This window comes from Micromonospora fulviviridis (genome assembly GCF_014648395.1).
GTDB lineage: Bacteria > Actinomycetota > Actinomycetes > Mycobacteriales > Micromonosporaceae > Micromonospora > Micromonospora fulviviridis.
In genome coordinates, this window is the sequence record NZ_BMRA01000005.1 from 455,569 (window position 1) to 472,215 (window position 16,647).

Below are 16,647 nucleotides of genomic sequence, written 5' to 3' on the forward strand. Positions count from 1 at the left end.
GGGTGACCCCCCGCACCGCCGCCCCGCTGGCCGCTGACCACGCGCGCCGAGCCGGCCGGTCCGTCTGCTCGACAGATCCTGGAGTCACCGATGTCTACGTCCACCCCGGACCCCGCTGATCCCGTCTTCCGGCTGCACCTCGGCGGCAAGATGGCCGTCGCCTCGACCGTGCCGCTCACCAGCAGGGAAGACCTCTCCCTCGCGTACACGCCGGGCGTGGCCCGGGTCTGCGAGGCGATCGCCGCCGACCCCGACCTCGCCGACGACTACACCTGGGTGTCGCACACCGTCGCCGTGGTCACCGACGGTTCCGCCGTACTCGGCCTGGGCAACATCGGCCCGCGCGCGGCGCTGCCGGTGATGGAGGGCAAGGCGGTGCTGTTCAAGCAGTTCGCGGGCGTGGACGCCGTACCGGTCTGCCTGGACACCCAGGACGTCGACGAGATCGTGGCCACGGTGCGGGCGCTCGCACCCTCGTTCGGCGGGATCAACCTGGAGGACATCAGCGCCCCGCGGTGCTTCGAGGTGGAGCGCCGGCTGGACGAGGCGCTCTCCATTCCGGTCTTCCACGACGACCAGCACGGCACCGCCATCGTGGTGCTGGCCGCGCTGCGCAACGCCGCCACCCTGCTCAACCGCAAGCTGGGCGACCTGCGGGTGGCGGTCAGCGGGGCCGGCGCGGCCGGCGTGGCGGTGACGAAGATGCTGGTGGCCGGGGGCGTCAACCCGGACCAGGTGGTGGTCTGCGACTCCAAGGGCATCATCGGCCGGCACCGCGAGCTGACCGGCACCAAGGCCGAGCTGGCCGAGACCACCAACGCCGAGGGCCGGCAGGGCGACATCACCGAGGCGCTGCGCGGCGCGGACGTCCTGGTCGGTGTCTCCGGCGGGCAGATCCCCGAGGCGGCGGTGGCCGGCATGGCCCCGGGCGGCATCGTCTTCGCGCTGGCCAACCCCACCCCGGAGGTGCACCCCGAGGTGGCCGCCCGGCACGTGGCCGTGGTCGCCACCGGGCGCAGCGACTACCCCAATCAGATCAACAACGTGCTCGCCTTCCCCGGCGTGTTCCGTGGCGCGCTGGACGCCCGGGCCACCCGGATCACCGAGGGGATGAAGGTGGCCGCGGCGGACGCCATCGCCAACGTGGTCGCCGAGTCGCTGACCCCGGAGGCGATCGTGCCCTCCCCCCTGGACCCGCGGGTCGCCCCTGCGGTGGCGGAGGCCGTCGCCGAGGCCGCCCGCCGCGACGGGGTGGCCCGCCGCTGACCGGTTGAGTGAGGGGCCCTTCTTATCGCGTTTTGCACAGGAAGGGCCCCTTCTTAACGGGCGCTCAGCTTGTTACGGTGCCGATCATGCGTGCCGCCTATGCCTCGGCCTTCGACGCCGACAACCCGCTCGCCGCGCTCACCGTCGGCGACCGCCCCGAGCCGACCCACCCGCAGGAGGACTGGGTCACCGTGCAGGTGCGGGCCAGCTCGCTCAATCACCACGACCTCTGGTCGCTGCGTGGGGTGGGCCTCGGCGCCGACCAGCTCCCGATGATCCTCGGCTGCGACGCGGTCGGCACCGACCCGGACGGCAACGAGGTGGTCATCTACCCCGTGGTGCCCACACCGGGCGACCCGCGCGGGGTCTCCATCCTCTCCGAGCACTTCGCGGGCACCTTCGCCGAGCGGGTGGCCGTACCCCGGATGAACCTGCTGCCGCTGCCCGACGGCCTCTCCGTGACCGACGCGGCGTGCCTGCCCACGGCCTGGCTCACCGCGTGGCGGATGCTCACCACCAAGGGCCGGGTCGCCGACGGCGAGTCGGTGCTGGTCCAGGGGGCCGGCGGGGGCGTGGCCACCGCGGCCGTCGCGCTCGGCGTCGCGCTCGGCAAGCGGGTGTACGCGACCAGCCGCGACGCCGCCAAGCGGGAGCGGATCACCGCGCTGGGCGCGACCGCGCTGGAACCCGGTGCCCGGCTGCCCGAGCGGGCCGACGTGGTGATCGAGACGGTCGGCGCGGCCACCTTCGACCACTCCCTGAAGTCGGCCGCCCCGATGGCCCGGATCGTGGTCTCCGGCGCCACCGCCGGCCACGAGCCCAAGGTGAACCTGCGCCGGGTCTTCGCCATGCAGCTGGAGATCCTCGGCACCTCGATGGGCACCCCCGAGGAGCTGACCGAGCTGCTGGCGTTCTGCGCCGAGCACGAGGTGCGCCCGGTGGTCGACAGCGTGGTGCCGTTCAGCCGGATCGAGGAGGCCTTCGCCCGCCTGCACTCCGGCGACGTCTTCGGCAAGGTGGTCGTCGACCACACCGCCTGACCGGCACCGCCGCCCTGGGCGACCGGTCAGAGATGGTCGTCCAGGGTGGCCACGCCGCCGCGGGTGGCGTCGGCCGGGAGTCGCTTCTTCGCCGCGGCGTCGCCGTACAGGGTCCAGCGGAGGAACTCGACGGTGGTGTCGGCGACCACCCGCAGCGCCTTGCCGTCGCCGAGCAGGGCCCGCCCGTGGTCGCCCTTCGGCAGGCTGAGCATCGCCTTCGGCCAGGGCACCGCGTCGTACACCGCCTTGCCGGCGGCGTAGCCCACCACCTCGTCGGCCTCGCCGTGCACGAAGAGCTGCGGCGCGGCCGCCCCGGCGAACGCGGTGCCGACGCCGAGCGCCGTGCCGGCGAAGACGATGCCGGCGTCCAGGCGCTCGTCCCGGCCCGCGGTGAACAGCCCGATCGTGGTCACCCCGCCCGCGCTGTGGCCGGTCGCGGCCACCCGCTCCGGGTCCAGCCGGCCGCGCAGCGGGTCGCCCGCCTTCCCGTCGAGGGCGAGCACCTGGGTCAGCACGTACGACACGTCGGCCGGCTGGTTGAGCACGTCGAGCGGGTTGCCGTCGCCGCCGGCGCCGGTGTGCGGGAACTTCGGCGCGGCCACCACGAACCCGGCGGCCGCCCAGCGGGTCAGCAGCACCTGGTAGTCCTCCGGCCGGGCGCCCAGCCCGTGGCTGAACAGCACCACCGGGAACCGCCCGGCCGCCGCCGGCGCGGACCGCTCCGCCGCGCCACCGGCCTCACCCTCCGCCGGGTACCAGAGGGTCACCGGCAGCGGGCGGTCGCCGTCGCGGTTCAGCTTCAGCTGGCGTACGCCGACCGCGAAGCTCTCGGTCGGGGCGTGCCCGGCGGGTACCCGCGGGGCGGGGGTGGTGGCCTTCGGCGGGGCGTCGGGCGCGGGTCGCCCGGCCGGGGCGGTCCCGCCCGAGCAGCCGGCCAGGCCGGCGCTGAGCAGGGCGGCGGTGACGAGGGCGGCAGGGCGACGGCGCATGGACACGATTGTGCCTCGCGCTCGCCGGTGACCGGCCGGCATCGCACGGAGCGTGACGCGACCGCCTCAACCGGGCGGCGGCCGGCTCCCGCGCAGCCGGGCCAGGTCGGCGGCGTCCTTGGGTCGGCGGGGCCGCTCGGGCATCCAGACCGGGTACATCTCCTTGAACTCGATCTGGGCGGCGACGCTGATCACCGGGGCGGTGTGCGGGCCGATCCGCCCCGGCGGGGCGTCCAGCATCCCCTCCGGCAGTGGAGTGCCGGCCCACGCCCCGGCCCCGACCACCACCCGGCCCGCCCGGTCCCGGTCCAGGTAGGCGAAGCTCAGCTCGACGTCGCCCCGCACCAGGTCGAGCTGCCGCTCGACCGGCATCCGGGGGTCGACGCGCCAGCCCCGCCCGCCGAGCCGGGCCGCCAGCGGGCCGGCGTCGCCCAGCCAGCAGTACCAGTCGACGTCCACGTGCGGCCGGCTCACCGCGCCGAGGTGGAAGTCCATGGCCCACCCGCCGCGCAGCCACACCGCGATCCCCGCCGCGCCGGTCAGCTCGACCACCTCGCGGATCGCGTCGAGTTGCCGCCCCGCCAGTCCGTCCACCCCGGCAAGCTACCGCCCGGCACCCGACCCCGCCGTCCCGCCCGAGCGGGGGCCGGCTGCCCGCTCCACCGACCCCGGCTCGCCGAGGTGGCGGGGTCCGTGGCCGGCAGATACCGCCGGGTCGCCGAGGTGGAGTGGATCACGCTCGGCCGGGGAGGGCGCGGGTGGTGAGGGTGGTGACGCCGGGGAGGCGGGCGTCGACGGGAAGGCGGTCCCGGGCGCGACGGTCGTCGTAGAGGGTCCACCGGAGGAAGTCGGTGGTGGTGGCCAGGACCTGCGCGAACCCGGGCCGGCCCGGGGTCAGGTACTCGCCGTGGCCCTGGCCGGGGAGGCACAGGAAGGCGGCCGGCCCGAGACTGCGGGCGTACGCCGCCTGGCCGACCGACTCCGGCACGATCGGGTCCGCGCCGCCGTGCACGAACAGCAGCGGCGCCACCGGGCCGGCGAAGCTGCCGGCCATCCCGCCGCCGGCGACGACGATGCCGGCGCGCAGCCGGGGCGGGTGCCCCGAGGTGAACATGCCGGCCGTGGTGAAGCCGCCCGCCGAGTGTCCCGCGGCGGCGAACCGGTGCACCGCCAGGTGCCCGGCGAGCGGATCCCCGGGCCGGGCGTCGAGGCGGACCAGGTGGCGGATCAGCCGCCAGCCGTCGGCCGGCTGGTTCCGCACGTCGGCCCGGCTGAAGTCGCGCGCCCGCAGGTTCGTACGCGGGTAGGTCGGCGCGGCCACCACGAACCCGGCCGCCGCCCACCGTGTGGTCAACGGGGCGTGCAGTTCGGGGAGGCTGTGCAGCCCGTGGCTGTAGACCACCACCGGGAACCGCCCGGCGGCCACCGGCGCGCCGGGCCACGGCACCGGCTCGGACGTCGCCCCGCTGCTGGCCGGGCCGGAGGTCGCTTCGCTGGCCGGGCCGGCCGTCGCTTCGCTGCTCGGGCCGGAGGTCGCCCCGCCGCCGGTCGGACCGGCCGTGACCGGGGTGGTGGCCGGCGCGGTGGCGTGGGGCAGGGCGACGGGCTCCGCCGGGTACCAGACGGTGACCGGCAGCGGCCGGGACCCGTCGGGGTCGACGACGAAGTGGCGCACGCCCACGGCGTACGGCTCCGGGCGCGCCGGGCGGAAGGACGGGACCTGTTCGTCCGTGGGGGCGACGGCCGGGCCGCAACCGGCCACCAGCGCCACCAGCAGCGCGGCGACCAGCCGCTGCACCCCCACCCCCTCACGGTAGGCGGCCGGCCGGCCGGTCCGGCCCCGCCGACCGGCCCGACGCGCCTCCACCGGCCGGCCGGGCTGTGCCCGCCACCGGCCCGGCGGGATCGTCCGCGTCGGCCGGCTTCGCTAGGGTCACGCGCATGGCTGAGAACTACACCGACCCCAGTGGCAACACCGCGCAGTTCCGCGCCTTCGTCGACTCGCCGGACAGCGCGGCGAGCGCGGCGGAGGCCCCGTCCCGCCTGCCCCTGATGGTCGGCATCGGCGTCGCCGCCGTCGTGGTCGTCGCCGTCATCGCCTGGCTCGCCCTGGGCTGACCCCTCACGCACCCACCGCACACGCGCCCGTCCACCCGCGCCCACCCGTCCCGGCCCCGCCCGGCCCGTTGATCATGAAGTTAGCGGCTCGATATGTCCCGATTCACCGCCGCCAACTTCATGATCGCCGCAGCGGGGCGAGGGGGTGCGGTGGGCGCGGTCAGAGGTTCAGGACTTCGCGGGTCTGGCGGGCTATCTCGCGTTCCTCGTCGGTGCCGATGACGCAGACCGTGACCTCGGCGCCGTCGGGGGAGATGACCCGGTCGCCGCTGCCGGCGTTGCGCGCCGGGTCCACGGCGATGCCGAGGCGGTCCAGGCCGGCCAGCGCCGCCGCCCGGACCGGGGCGGCGTGCTCGCCGACCCCGGCCGTGAAGGTGACCGCGTCGACCCGGCCGAGCAGGGCGTAGTACGCGCCCACGTACCCGGTGATGCGGCGGCGGTAGACGTCGAAGGCGAGCGCGGCGGCCGGGTCGCCGGCGTCCCGGCGGGCCAGCACCTCCCGCATGTCGTTCACCCCGGTCAGCCCGAGCAGGCCGCTGCGGTGGTTGAGCAGGTCGTCGATGTCGTCGACGCCCATTCCGGCCTCGCGGCGCAGATGGAAGATGATCGTCGGGTCGAGGTCGCCGCTGCGGGTGCCCATGACCAGGCCCTCCAGCGGCGACATGCCCATCGAGGTGGTCACGCTCCGCCCGCCCTGCACCGCGCAGGCGCTCGCCCCGTTGCCCAGGTGCAGGGTGATGGTGTTCAGCTCGTCGTACGGCCGGTCGAGCAGTTCCGCCGTGCGCCGCGAGACGTACGCGTGCGAGGTGCCATGGAAGCCGTACCGGCGCACGCCGTACCGCTCGGCGAGGTCCCGGTCGATGGCGTACGTGGCGGCGGCCTCGGGCAGCGTGTGGTGGAACGCGGTGTCGAACACGGCGACCTGCGGGGTGTCCGGAAGCTTCTCCAAGGCCACCCGGATGCCGGCCAGGTTCGCCGGGTTGTGCAGCGGGGCGAGCGGGACGAGGTCCTCGATGGCGGCGATGACCCGGTCGTCGATCTGCACCGGCGCGCTGAACTTCCGCCCGCCGTGCACCACCCGGTGCCCCACCCCGGCCAGCCCCGTCAGGTCGAGCCCCTCGATGATCTGCCGCACGGCGCTCTCGTGGTCGGCCGGCCCGCCGCCCGGCTCGCCGACCCGCTCGACGGTGCCCTTGCCGCGGACCTCGTCGCCGTCGTAGAGCCGGTACTTGACCGACGAGGAGCCGCAGTTGAGGACCAGAATCCGGCTCATTCCGACTCCCCGGCGGCGGCCTGGATGGCGGTGATCGCCACCGTGTTGACGATATCCGGCACGGTGGCGCCCCGGGACAGGTCGTTGACCGGCCGGCGCAGGCCCTGCATGACCGGGCCGACCGCCACCGCGCCGGCCGAGCGCTGCACCGCCTTGTAGGTGTTGTTGCCGGTGTTGAGGTCCGGGAAGATGAACACCGTGGCCCGCCCCGCCACCGGGCTGTCCGGCAGCTTGGTGGCCGCGACCTGCGGGTCGATCGCCGCGTCGTACTGGATCGGGCCCTCGACCAGCAGCTCCGGCCGGCGCTCCCGGACCAGCTTGGTGGCCGCCGCGACCTTCTCCACGTCGGCACCGAACCCGGAGTCTCCGGTCGAGTAGGACAGCATCGCCACCCGCGGCTCGATGCCGAAGCGGGCGGCCGTGTCGGCCGAGGAGATGGCGATGTCGGCGAGCTGGGCGGCGTCCGGGTCGGGGTTGACGGCGCAGTCGCCGTAGACGAGCACCCGGTCGGCGAGCAGCATGAAGAACACGCTGGAGGCGACGGAGACCCCCGGCACGGTGCGGATGATCTCGAAGGCCGGCCGGATGGTGGCCGCCGTGGTGTGGGTCGCCCCGGAGACCATGCCGTCGGCGCGGCCGGTCCGCACCATCATGGTGCCGAAGTAGTTGGGCTGGGCCACGATGTCGTGCGCCAGCTCGACGGTGACGCCGCGGTGGGCGCGCAGCTTCGCGTACTCGGCGGCGAACTCGTCGCGCCACTCGCTGGTGACCGGGTCGACCACCTGCGCGTCGCCGACGTCGATGCCCAGCTCGCGGGTGCGCCGGGCCACCTCGTCCGGGCGCCCGAGCAGGGTCAGGTCGGCTACGCCGCGGCGCAGCAGCACCTCCGCGGCGCGCAGGATCCGCTCCTCGGTGCCCTCGGGCAGCACCAGCCGCCGGCGCTGCGCCCGGGCGCGGTCGATCAGGTCGTTCTCGAACATCAGCGGGGTGACCCGCTCCGACCGGCTGACCCGCAGCCGGCGGGCCAGGTCGACGGTGTCCACGCAGCGCTCGAAGGCGCCCAGCGCGGCCTCCACCTTGCGTGGGTTCGCCACGCTCGGCCGGCCCTCGATCCGGCTGGACGCCGCCACCGTGTCGTAGCTGTCGCTGCTGACGGAGAGCACGGCCAGCCCGGTGTTCAGCGCTTCGAACAGCCTCATCGCCCGCGGGTCGGGCTGCTCGCCGAGGGTCAGCACGAGGCCGGCCAGGGAGACCTGACCGGCCACGTGCGCCGCGCCGGCCGCCACGAGGAGGTCGTCCCGGTCGCCGGGGGTGATCACCAGCGCCCCGTCGGTGAAGTGCTCCAGGAGGGTGGGCACGTGCGCCGCGCCGACCACGTAGTCGAGCACGTCCCGCTCCAGCGCGGCCTGGTCGCCGGCGAGCAGGGTGGCGCCGAGCGCCGCCGCCACCTCCGCCACCGTCGGCGCCGACACGGTCGGCACCTCCGGGATGGCGTACGCGGGGACGGGCAGCTCGGGCAGCGTCATGGGCTCGGGCACCCGGTTGGCGACCACCGCCACCACCGTGGCGCCCAGGTCCTCCAGGTCGTGGTACGCCCCGCGCAGCGCCGCCGCGATCGCCTCGGGCGACTGCCCGAACCCGTCCACCACGGGCACCACCACGCTGCTGAACTCGGTCGCCAGACGGGCGTTGAAGGCCAGCTCGCGGGGGCCGGCGCCGTCCCCGTCGGCGAAGTCGCTGCCCACCACGACCACCGCCGGGCACTGCCGCTCGACCGCCCGGTAGCGGGCCACGATGCGGGAGATCAGCTCCCCCCGGCGGCCGTCCGCGACCAGCGCGGCGGCCTCGGCGTACGTCGCGCCGTGCAGTTCGTCGACCGGCAGCCGCACCCGGTAGCGCTCGGTGAGCAGGGCGAGGATCGGGTCGGGGCCCTGACCGGCGACCAGCGGCCGGAACGCGCCGATCCGCTCGACCTGCCGGGACAGCAGCTCGGCCAGCCCGAGTGCGACCGTCGACTTGCCCCCGCCCGACCCCACGCTGGTCAGGTACACGCTGCGCGCCACGACCTCACGCTACAAGATCGCGGGGTGCCTCGCCCGGGTCCTTCGACCCGTCACCGGCGGCACGGAGGAGCGCGTCGCTCTTCGCCACCCAGGCCGCCCCGAAGGCGAAGACGGCGACCGTCTCGCACCACAGCACCGGCTTGAGCGTGTGGCGGACGTCGGCGGGCAGTTGGGTGCTGGCGAGGGCGAGCAGGATGGCCAGCAGGATGATCCCGCCGCAGGCCCGGTAGAACCGGACGGCCATCGGGCGTGGTGGCACGCCGGCCCGGTCGGGGCGGGTGAAGAGGACGAGGCAGAAGACCGCCAGGAGCACGAAGAGCCCGGCGGCGGCGACCTGGTGCACGACGCCGACGAGCCGGTCCCCCCGGCTGACCGTGCCGACCTGCGCGCCCATCGTGGTAGGGAAGAGGGCCACGACGACGGCGAGCAACCCGGCGACCGTGCCGAGCACGTCGTCGGGCCACCGGTAGCGGTAGCTGATCAGGAAGACCCCGACGGCGCACAGCGCGCCGACGAAGACGTCCCGCATCTCCGTGTGGTAGTAGCCGCTGAGCGAGTCGAGCAGGGTGAGCCGCCCGGTGGCGATCAGGTGTCCGGCGACCAGGCCGACCGGCAGGGCGAGGCCCACCGCGCCGACGCCGAGGCGGAGTTGGCGGACGGTCACCGCGTCCTGCGGTGGGCGGGTCTCCGGGGTCATGTCGTCCCCCTGGCGTCCGGCTGACGGGTCCACCCGATTCTCCCCAGTGGACGCCGTGACCGGTACCCCGGCGACCAGGGTTCCCTGGATTGCCCTTGACCCGGCTAACGCTGTTAGCTACCGTCTAGCTAACAGTGTTAGCCAAGCGAGGGGACGTGCCGTGATGACCGGAACGACAACCGTGGAGACCCGACCCGCGACGACCGACGGCGGGCGCGTCGGGGACCGCATCGGCCGGGTGCTGCTCGGGCTGGCGGCGGTCGGCGCGGTGGCCGCGGCTCTGGGGGCGTACGGCACCGTCGCCGACGCCGAGCCGGCCGTCACGGTGGTCGAGACGTGGCGGGCGTACGGCTTCGTGGTCTTCGCGGGCCTCTTCGCCCTGCTGGCCCTGCGGCCCCGGGGTCAGCGGGGGGTGTGGCTGCTGGTCATCTTCCACAAGGTGGCCATGACGGTGACCGCGCTGGCCTACACGCGGAACGCCGCGATCGAGGGGACCGGCACGATCATCGCCTGGGACGGCACCCTGTCGGTGATGCTCGTCCTGGCCTTCGTGCTCTGCCGCGGCTGGGTGGCCGAGGCGCGCCGGTGAACCGGCGGGAGGAGATCGTCGACGTGGCGGAACGCCTGCTGGAGCGTGCCGGGCCGGAGGCCGTCACGATGCGCCGGCTCGCCGACGAACTGGGCATCCAGGCGCCGTCGTTGTACAAGCACGTCGCGGGGAAGCCCGAGATCGAGGCCGCCCTCCAGGAGCGGGCGCTGCAGCGGCTCGCCGCGGCCCTGGAGGCGGCGCCGGACCTGCCCTCCCTCGCGGCCGCGTACCGCGCCTGGGCGCTCCGGCATCCCCGGCTGTACGAGATCGCCACCCGACTGCCGCTGGCACGCGAGCGCCTGGCGCCCGGCGTGGAGGCGGCCGCCGCGGCGCCGCTGCTCCGGGTGACCGGGGGTGACCTGACCGCGGCACGCGCGCTCTGGGGCCTGGCACACGGGCTGGTCGACCTGGAACTGGCCGGCCGGTTCCCGCCCGGGGCCGACCTCGACGCGGTGTGGGCGCACGCCATGGGGAAGCGGGTCGCACCCGGGGCCGGCGCGGGCGCGACGGGCTGACCATCCGGCCGCGGGGCCGCCGGCACTCGGCGGGGAAGGTCAGACGGTCACTCGTCGTCCTCGTCGTCCAGCCGGGCCAGCCAGGTGGCGAACCGCTCGATCGGGGTCTCGAACTCGGGGTTCAGGTCCACGAAGTCGCGCAGGCGCTCGCCCAGCCACTCCAGGCTGACCTGCTCGTCGCCCCGGCGCTCGACCAGTTCCTCGATGCCACGGTCGGTGAAGTACATCTTCGTCCTCTCGGCGGAGAAGGGCCGGCACGCGGCGAGGGGCAGCGGCCGTCGTACGGTCGCTGCCCCTCGTGCCGGCGGTGCGGTCAGGTCACGGGCGGGGGAGAGCTGCCTCGATGAGGGCGTTCTGCTCGACCTCGTGCATCTTCGCCGAGCCGACCGCCGGGGCGGCGGCGGCCGGGCGGGAGATGCGGCGCAGCCGGACCTCGGGCAGGTGCTCCAGCAGGTTGAGCGCCACGAACGACCAGGCGCCCTGGTTGGCCGGCTCCTCCTGGACCCAGGCGAAGTCCTCGGCGTTGGGGTACTGCGCCAGGGCGGCCCGGACCTCCTCGACGGGCAGCGGGTAGAGCTGCTCCATCCGCAGGATCACGGTGTCGGTGACGCCCCGCTCCTGCCGGGCCTGGAACAGGTCGTAGTAGACCTTGCCCGAGCAGAGCAGCACCCGCTTGACCTGCTCCGGCGCCGGGGCGGCGGTGTCGGCCAGCACCGGCTGGAAGGTGCCCGTGGTGAAGTCCTCCACCTGCGAGATGCAGAGCTTGTGCCGCAGCAGCGACTTCGGGGTGAACACCACGAGCGGCTTGCGCTTCGGCGACAGGGCCTGGCGGCGCAGCAGGTGGAAGTAGTTCGCCGGGGTGGTCGGGATGGCCACCCGCATGTTGTCCTCGGCGCAGAGCTGGAGGAACCGCTCGGGGCGGCCGGAGGTGTGGTCCGGGCCCTGGCCCTCGTGGCCGTGCGGCAGCAGCAGGGTGACCGCGGAGCGCTGGCCCCACTTCACCTCGCCGGAGGAGATGAACTCGTCGATGACCGACTGGGCGCCGTTGACGAAGTCACCGAACTGGGCCTCCCAGGCCACCAGTGCGTTGACGTTCTCGACCGAGTAGCCGTACTCGAAGCCCATGGCCGCGTACTCGGAGAGCAGCGAGTCGTGCACGAAGAAGCGGGACCGCTCGCCGTCGCCGGTGAGCGACTTCAGCGGCAGGTAGTCGTCGCCGGTCTTCGCGTCGACCACCGACGCGTGCCGCTGGACGAAGGTGCCGCGGCGGGAGTCCTGCCCGGCGAGCCGGACGGTGACCCCGTCGTGCAGCAGCGCGCCGAACGCGATGATCTCGCCGAAGCCCCAGTCGATGCCGCCCTCGACCGACATCTTGCGCCGCCGCTCCAGCAGCTGCTGGATCCGCTTGTGCGGGGTGAAGCCCTCCGGCAGGTTGACGTGCGCCTCGCCGATCGCCTTGACCACCGCGGCGTCGGTGGCGGTGTCGACCTGCGGCTCCGGCTCGTCCTCGCGGCGCGGCCGGCTGAGCTGGCGCGGCGTGGTGGCGGCGTCCCGGGTGGCCTTGAAGACCCGCTCCAGCTGCGACTGGTAGTCGCGCAGCAGCTCCTCCGCGTCCTCCACGGTGATGTCACCCCGCCCGATGAGCTCCTCGGTGTAGAGCTTCCGGACCGACCGCTTCGAGTCGATGATCTTGTACATCTGCGGGTTGGACATCGACGGGTCGTCGCCCTCGTTGTGCCCGCGCCGGCGGTAGCAGACCATGTCGATCACGACGTCCTTGTTGAACGCCTGCCGGTACTCGAAGGCGAGCCGGGCCACCCGGACGACGGCCTCGGGGTCGTCGCCGTTGACGTGGAAGATCGGCGCCTGGATCATCCGGGCCACGTCGGTGCTGTAGAGGCTGGACCGGCTGTACTCCGGGGCGGTGGTGAAGCCGACCTGGTTGTTGACCACCACGTGCACGGTGCCGCCGGTGCGGTAGCCGCGCAGCTGGGACAGGTTGAGGGTCTCGGCGACCACGCCCTGGCCGGCGAAGGCGGCGTCACCGTGCACCGCCAGCGGCAGCACGGTGTAGCCCTCCAGCTTGAGGTCGATCCGGTCCTGCTTGGCCCGGACGATGCCCTCCAGCACCGGGTCCACGGCCTCCAGGTGCGACGGGTTCGCCACCACCGACACCTTGACCGCGTGCGCGCCGTCCGGGGTGGTGAACTTGCCGTTCTGGCCGAGGTGGTACTTCACGTCGCCCGAGCCCTGCGTGGAGCGCGGGTCGAGGTGCCCCTCGAACTCGGAGAAGATCTTCTCGTACGGCTTGCCGACGATGTTGGCCAGCACGTTGAGGCGGCCGCGGTGGGCCATGCCGATGACGACCTCGTCGAGCCCGCCCTCGGCCGAGCACTCCAGGACCTCGCCGAGCAGCGGGATCAGCGACTCGCCGCCCTCCAGCGAGAAGCGCTTCTGGCCGACGTACTTGGTCTGCAGGAAGGTCTCGAAGGCCTCGGCGGCGTTGAGCCGGTTGAGCACGTGCTTCTGCTCGTCTGCGCCCGGCTTCTCGTACCGGCGCTCGATCCGCTCCTGGATCCAGCGCCGCTCCTCCGGGTCCTGGATGTGCATGTACTCGATGCCGACCCGGCGGCAGTAGGAGTCGCGCAGCACACCGAGGATCTCGCGCAGCTTCATCCGCTGCTTGCCCGCGAAGCCGTTGACCGGGAAGACCCGGTCCAGGTCCCACAGGGTCAGCCCGTGCTGGAGGACGTCCAGGTCGGGGTGCTTGCGGATCTTGAACTCCAGCGGGTCGGTGTCGGCCATGAGGTGGCCGCGCACCCGGTACGCGTGGATCAGCTCGTGCACCCGAGCGGTCTTGTTGATCTGGCCCTCGGAGTCGACGGCCACGTCCCGCACCCAGCGCACCGGCTCGTAGGGGATGCGCAGGGAGGTGAAGATCTGGTCGTAGAAGCCGCGCTCGCCGAGCAGCAGCTCGTGCATCACCTTGAGGAACTCGCCGGACTGGGCGCCCTGGATGATCCGGTGGTCGTACGTGCTGGTCAGCGTGATGATCTTGCTGACCGCCAGCTCGGCCAGGGTCGCCTCGCTCATGCCCTGGTACGGCGCCGGGTACTCCATCGCGCCGACGCCGATGATGGCGCTCTGGCCCTGCATCAGGCGCGGGATCGAGTGGACCGTGCCGATGCCGCCCGGGTTGGTCAGCGAGATCGTGGTGCCGGTGTAGTCCTCCATGGTCAGTTCGTTGCGGCGGGCGCGCCGGACCACGTCCTCGTACGCCTGCCAGAACTGCCGGAAGTCCATCTGCTCGCAGCCCTTGATGGACGGCACCACCAGGTTGCGGGAGCCGTCCGGCTTGGCCAGGTCGATGGCGATGCCCAGGTTGACGTGCTCCGGCCGGACCATCGCCGGCTTGCCGTCGACCTCGGCGAAGGAGTTGTTCATCTCCGGGTGCTCGACCAGCGCCCGGACCATCGCGTAGCCGATCAGGTGGGTGAAGCTCACCTTGCCGCCGCGACCGCGGGCCAGGTGGTTGTTGATCACGATGCGGTTGTCGACCAGCAGCTTCGCCGGCACCGCGCGGACGCTGGTCGCGGTCGGCACGGCGAGCGAGGCGTCCATGTTCTGGACGATCTTGGCGGCGACACCCCGCAGCGGGGTGGTGCCGGCGGCGCTCACGGCCGGCGCCTTGGCGGCCGGCTTGGCCGGGGCAGCCTTCTTCGCCGGGGCCTGCTCCGGAGCCTTCGCCGCCGGCTTGGCGGCCGGCTTCGCCGGGGCGGGCGCGGGCTTCGCGGCGGGCTGCTGGCTGACCGTGGCGACGGCCTCCTGCTGCTCGGCCGGCTCGGGGCGGGCGTCAGCCGGGGCGGGCTTCGCCTCGGGACGCGGGGTGGCGGCCCCGGGCGCCGGCCGGTAGTCGGCGAAGAAGTCGTGCCAGGCCGAGTCGACGCTCGAGGGGTCGGCGAGGTAGCGCTGGTACATCTCCTCGACGATCCACTCGTTCGGGCCGAAACCCGCCAGTGGGTTCTCCTGCGAAGTCTGCTGGGTCGACACGGCCGCTAATCGCCTCTTTCACGCGGTTGTGAATGTCACGCGGTCCCGTGCCCGTTTCGAGACGCACGGGAGACGGGTCCCAGGCTACGCCGTGGGATCGGCGCAGGCATTCTCGCCTCCGGCTGGTGGTCCGTTTCACAGAAGATGCCAGAAGTTCGGCAAACGCTGCGTGTTCCGTCGACTCCTGCTAGACGACGACGGCCCCGGCCGGTGACGCGGGGTCACCGGCCGGGGCCGGGTCGGGTGATCCAACTCAGGAGATGTCGCGACGCCGGATGGTCAGCACGCCGATCACGCCGGCCACCACGGCGTACCCGATCAGCACCGCGGCCCCCGCCCAGCGCGGCGGGTTGCCCGGGATGTCGGCGCCGCTGACCATCAGCGACGACGCCAGCGACGGCACGAGGAGCTGGAGCTGGTTGATCCAGTCACCGAACTTCGCGGCCAGCAGGCCGATCGCGATGGCCGCGCCGATGGCGCCGCCCAGGTAGAGCAGGATGCCGGTCACCGTGGCGCCGATCTGGCTGCGGATCAGCACGCCGAGCCCGACGCCCAGCACCGACCAGAGCAGGTAGGCCAGCCCGTTGAGGGCCACGGCCCGCCAGACCGCCCCGCTGCCCAGCTGGGCGCCGACGTCCGTGGCGCTCAGGATCAGCGGCGCGAAGACCAGGTTCAGCAGCGTGGTGCCCACCCAGAAGAGCAGTGCCAGCGTGCCGGCGGCGGCCAGCTTGGCCACCATCACGGCGGTGCGGTGCGGTGCCGTGAGGAACGTGGTGGTCACCGTCTGGTGGAAGAACTCGCTGGTCACCACCACGATGCCGAGCAGCATCACGATGAGCAGCCCGAAGAACTGGCCGTTGGTGTAGAGGTTGGCGGCCAGGCTGTCGGCGCTGGAGACGGCCTGGACCTGGTCCGCCTGGTCGGCCGGCACCTCGCCCATGTTCCCGCTGGTCAGGGCCTCGGTCTGCAACCAGTTGAAGAGCAGCGCGAGGCCCCAGAGCGGCACGGTGATGAGCGCGAAGACCCACCACGTGTTGGTGGTACGGATCTTGAGCAGCTCGGATCGGACCAGGTTCATCGGATCTCCGCCTTTCCGGCCGTCAGCTCCAGGAAGACACCTTCCAGGTCGGGGCGTTCGGTGGTCAGCTCGTGCAGCTCCACCTTGGCGGCGAGCGCCACCCGGCCGACCGTCGGCGCGTCCACCCCGGCCACCAGCAGCACGCCGTGCCCGTCGGTGTCCACCGTGGCCGACTGCTCGCGCAGGGCCGCGGTCAGCTCGTCGGCCTGCGGGGTCCGTACCCGGATCCGGGAGCCGTGCGTCATCGAGCTCATCACCTGCTCGACCGGACCCTGCCGGACCAGCTTGCCGGCCGCGATGATCACCACGTCGTCGGCGAGCAACTGCATCTCGGAGAGCAGGTGGCTGGAGACCAACACCGTGCGCCCCTCGGCGGCCAGCCCCTTGAGGAAGCCGCGCATCCAGCGGATCCCCTCCGGGTCCAGGCCGTTGGCCGGCTCGTCGAGGATCAGCACCCGCGGGTTGCCGAGCATGGCGGCGGCGATCCCGAGCCGCTGCTTCATGCCCAGCGAGTAGCCCTTGAACTTGCGCTTCGCCGCCGGGGTGAGCCCGACCAGGGCGAGCGCCTCGTCGGCCCGCTCGCGGGGCAGGCCCGCCGCCGCGCAGATCACCCGGAGGTGGTTGATCCCGGTGCGGCCCTTGTGCGCACTGGACGCCTCCAGCACCGCGCCCACCGTGCGCAGCGGGTCGGCCAGGTCGGCGTACCGGTGGCCGCCGATGGTGGCCTCGCCCGCCGTCGGGGTGACCAGGTTGAGCAGCATGCGCAGGGTCGTCGTCTTACCGGCGCCGTTCGGGCCGAGGAAACCGGTGACCCGCCCCGGCTGGACGGTGAAGGACAGGTTGTCCACCGCCCGGACGTTCTTGTATTCCTTCGTCAGTCCGGACACCACGATCTGGCCGGTCCCGGCGTTGGGGCTTGTCTGCCCGTCGGACATCGTTCTCCTCTCCTGCCACGGCGGGCTTTCGGGG

Annotated in this window: 15 protein-coding genes; 5 read left to right on the plus strand and 10 right to left on the minus strand. The window is 73.4% G+C overall.

Annotated elements, in window-relative coordinates; translation table 11 throughout:
- The first annotated feature begins 90 nt into the window (after positions 1 to 90).
- Together IEY96_RS16315 and IEY96_RS16320 are read left to right on the plus strand one after the other, a co-directional pair.
- Entirely contained in the window at positions 91 to 1,266 is a 1,176-nt protein-coding gene (locus tag IEY96_RS16315) for an NAD(P)-dependent malic enzyme (RefSeq protein ID WP_189195635.1), read from the plus strand.
- A gap of 77 nt (positions 1,267 to 1,343) precedes the next feature.
- Complete coding sequence (locus tag IEY96_RS16320; RefSeq protein WP_189195636.1) at positions 1,344 to 2,306, plus strand: zinc-binding dehydrogenase; 963 nt, start codon at positions 1,344 to 1,346, stop codon at positions 2,304 to 2,306.
- 26 nt (positions 2,307 to 2,332) lie between these two features.
- Here IEY96_RS16320 and IEY96_RS16325 read toward each other — a convergent pair whose 3' ends face one another.
- The 3 genes from IEY96_RS16325 to IEY96_RS16335 form a co-directional block, all read right to left on the minus strand.
- Entirely contained in the window at positions 2,333 to 3,295 is a 963-nt protein-coding gene (locus IEY96_RS16325; protein WP_189195637.1) for an alpha/beta hydrolase family protein, read from the minus strand.
- 66 nt (positions 3,296 to 3,361) lie between these two features.
- Entirely contained in the window at positions 3,362 to 3,889 is a 528-nt protein-coding gene (locus IEY96_RS16330; protein WP_189195638.1) for a nucleotidyltransferase domain-containing protein, read from the minus strand.
- A 139-nt stretch (positions 3,890 to 4,028) separates the two neighbouring features.
- On the minus strand, positions 4,029 to 5,099 hold the full coding sequence (locus tag IEY96_RS16335) for an alpha/beta hydrolase (protein ID WP_189195639.1): 1,071 nt from the start codon (positions 5,097 to 5,099) through the stop codon (positions 4,029 to 4,031).
- Between the two features lie 137 nt (positions 5,100 to 5,236).
- Here IEY96_RS16335 and IEY96_RS16340 point away from each other — a divergent pair, with 137 nt between their 5' ends.
- Positions 5,237 to 5,413 carry a hypothetical protein gene (locus IEY96_RS16340; protein ID WP_189195640.1) on the plus strand — a complete coding sequence of 59 codons (177 nt, stop codon included), beginning with the start codon at positions 5,237 to 5,239 and terminating at the stop codon, positions 5,411 to 5,413.
- Between the two features lie 160 nt (positions 5,414 to 5,573).
- Here the strand turns inward: IEY96_RS16340 and IEY96_RS16345 are convergent, their stop codons facing one another.
- From IEY96_RS16345 to IEY96_RS16355, 3 genes are read right to left on the minus strand one after another with little or no spacing between them, the layout of a single operon-like run.
- Positions 5,574 to 6,686, minus strand: a complete 1,113-nt coding sequence (locus IEY96_RS16345) for an acetate/propionate family kinase (RefSeq protein WP_189195641.1) — start codon at positions 6,684 to 6,686, stop codon at positions 5,574 to 5,576.
- Complete coding sequence (gene pta, locus IEY96_RS16350) at positions 6,683 to 8,749, minus strand: phosphate acetyltransferase (RefSeq protein ID WP_189195642.1); 2,067 nt, start codon at positions 8,747 to 8,749, stop codon at positions 6,683 to 6,685. Before pta ends, IEY96_RS16345 begins: the two co-directional genes overlap by 4 nt.
- Before the next feature lie 4 nt (positions 8,750 to 8,753).
- A complete protein-coding gene (locus tag IEY96_RS16355; protein WP_229791617.1) occupies positions 8,754 to 9,479 on the minus strand; it encodes a hypothetical protein in 726 nt (241 codons plus the stop codon).
- Between the two features lie 130 nt (positions 9,480 to 9,609).
- Here IEY96_RS16355 and IEY96_RS16360 point away from each other — a divergent pair, with 130 nt between their 5' ends.
- Positions 9,610 to 10,035 (plus strand): hypothetical protein, encoded by a 426-nt coding sequence (locus IEY96_RS16360; RefSeq protein WP_189195644.1) that lies wholly within the window; start codon positions 9,610 to 9,612, stop codon positions 10,033 to 10,035.
- Positions 10,032 to 10,550 carry a TetR/AcrR family transcriptional regulator gene (locus IEY96_RS16365; protein ID WP_189195645.1) on the plus strand — a complete coding sequence of 173 codons (519 nt, stop codon included), beginning with the start codon at positions 10,032 to 10,034 and terminating at the stop codon, positions 10,548 to 10,550. Before IEY96_RS16360 ends, IEY96_RS16365 begins: the two co-directional genes overlap by 4 nt.
- Before the next feature lie 47 nt (positions 10,551 to 10,597).
- On the opposite strand, the gene IEY96_RS16370 is transcribed toward IEY96_RS16365, so the two are convergent.
- The 4 genes from IEY96_RS16370 to IEY96_RS16385 all read right to left on the minus strand — a co-directional run bounded on the left by IEY96_RS16370 (position 10,598) and on the right by IEY96_RS16385 (position 16,613).
- Positions 10,598 to 10,777 carry a DUF6104 family protein gene (locus tag IEY96_RS16370; protein ID WP_089009804.1) on the minus strand — a complete coding sequence of 60 codons (180 nt, stop codon included), beginning with the start codon at positions 10,775 to 10,777 and terminating at the stop codon, positions 10,598 to 10,600.
- 91 nt (positions 10,778 to 10,868) lie between these two features.
- A complete protein-coding gene (locus tag IEY96_RS16375; RefSeq protein WP_189195646.1) occupies positions 10,869 to 14,600 on the minus strand; it encodes a multifunctional oxoglutarate decarboxylase/oxoglutarate dehydrogenase thiamine pyrophosphate-binding subunit/dihydrolipoyllysine-residue succinyltransferase subunit in 3,732 nt (1,243 codons plus the stop codon).
- 253 nt (positions 14,601 to 14,853) lie between these two features.
- Entirely contained in the window at positions 14,854 to 15,678 is an 825-nt protein-coding gene (locus IEY96_RS16380; protein WP_189195647.1) for a DUF2705 family protein, read from the minus strand.
- Entirely contained in the window at positions 15,675 to 16,613 is a 939-nt protein-coding gene (locus tag IEY96_RS16385; protein ID WP_189195648.1) for an ABC transporter ATP-binding protein, read from the minus strand. Before IEY96_RS16385 ends, IEY96_RS16380 begins: the two co-directional genes overlap by 4 nt.
- Positions 16,614 to 16,647 lie beyond the last annotated feature (34 nt).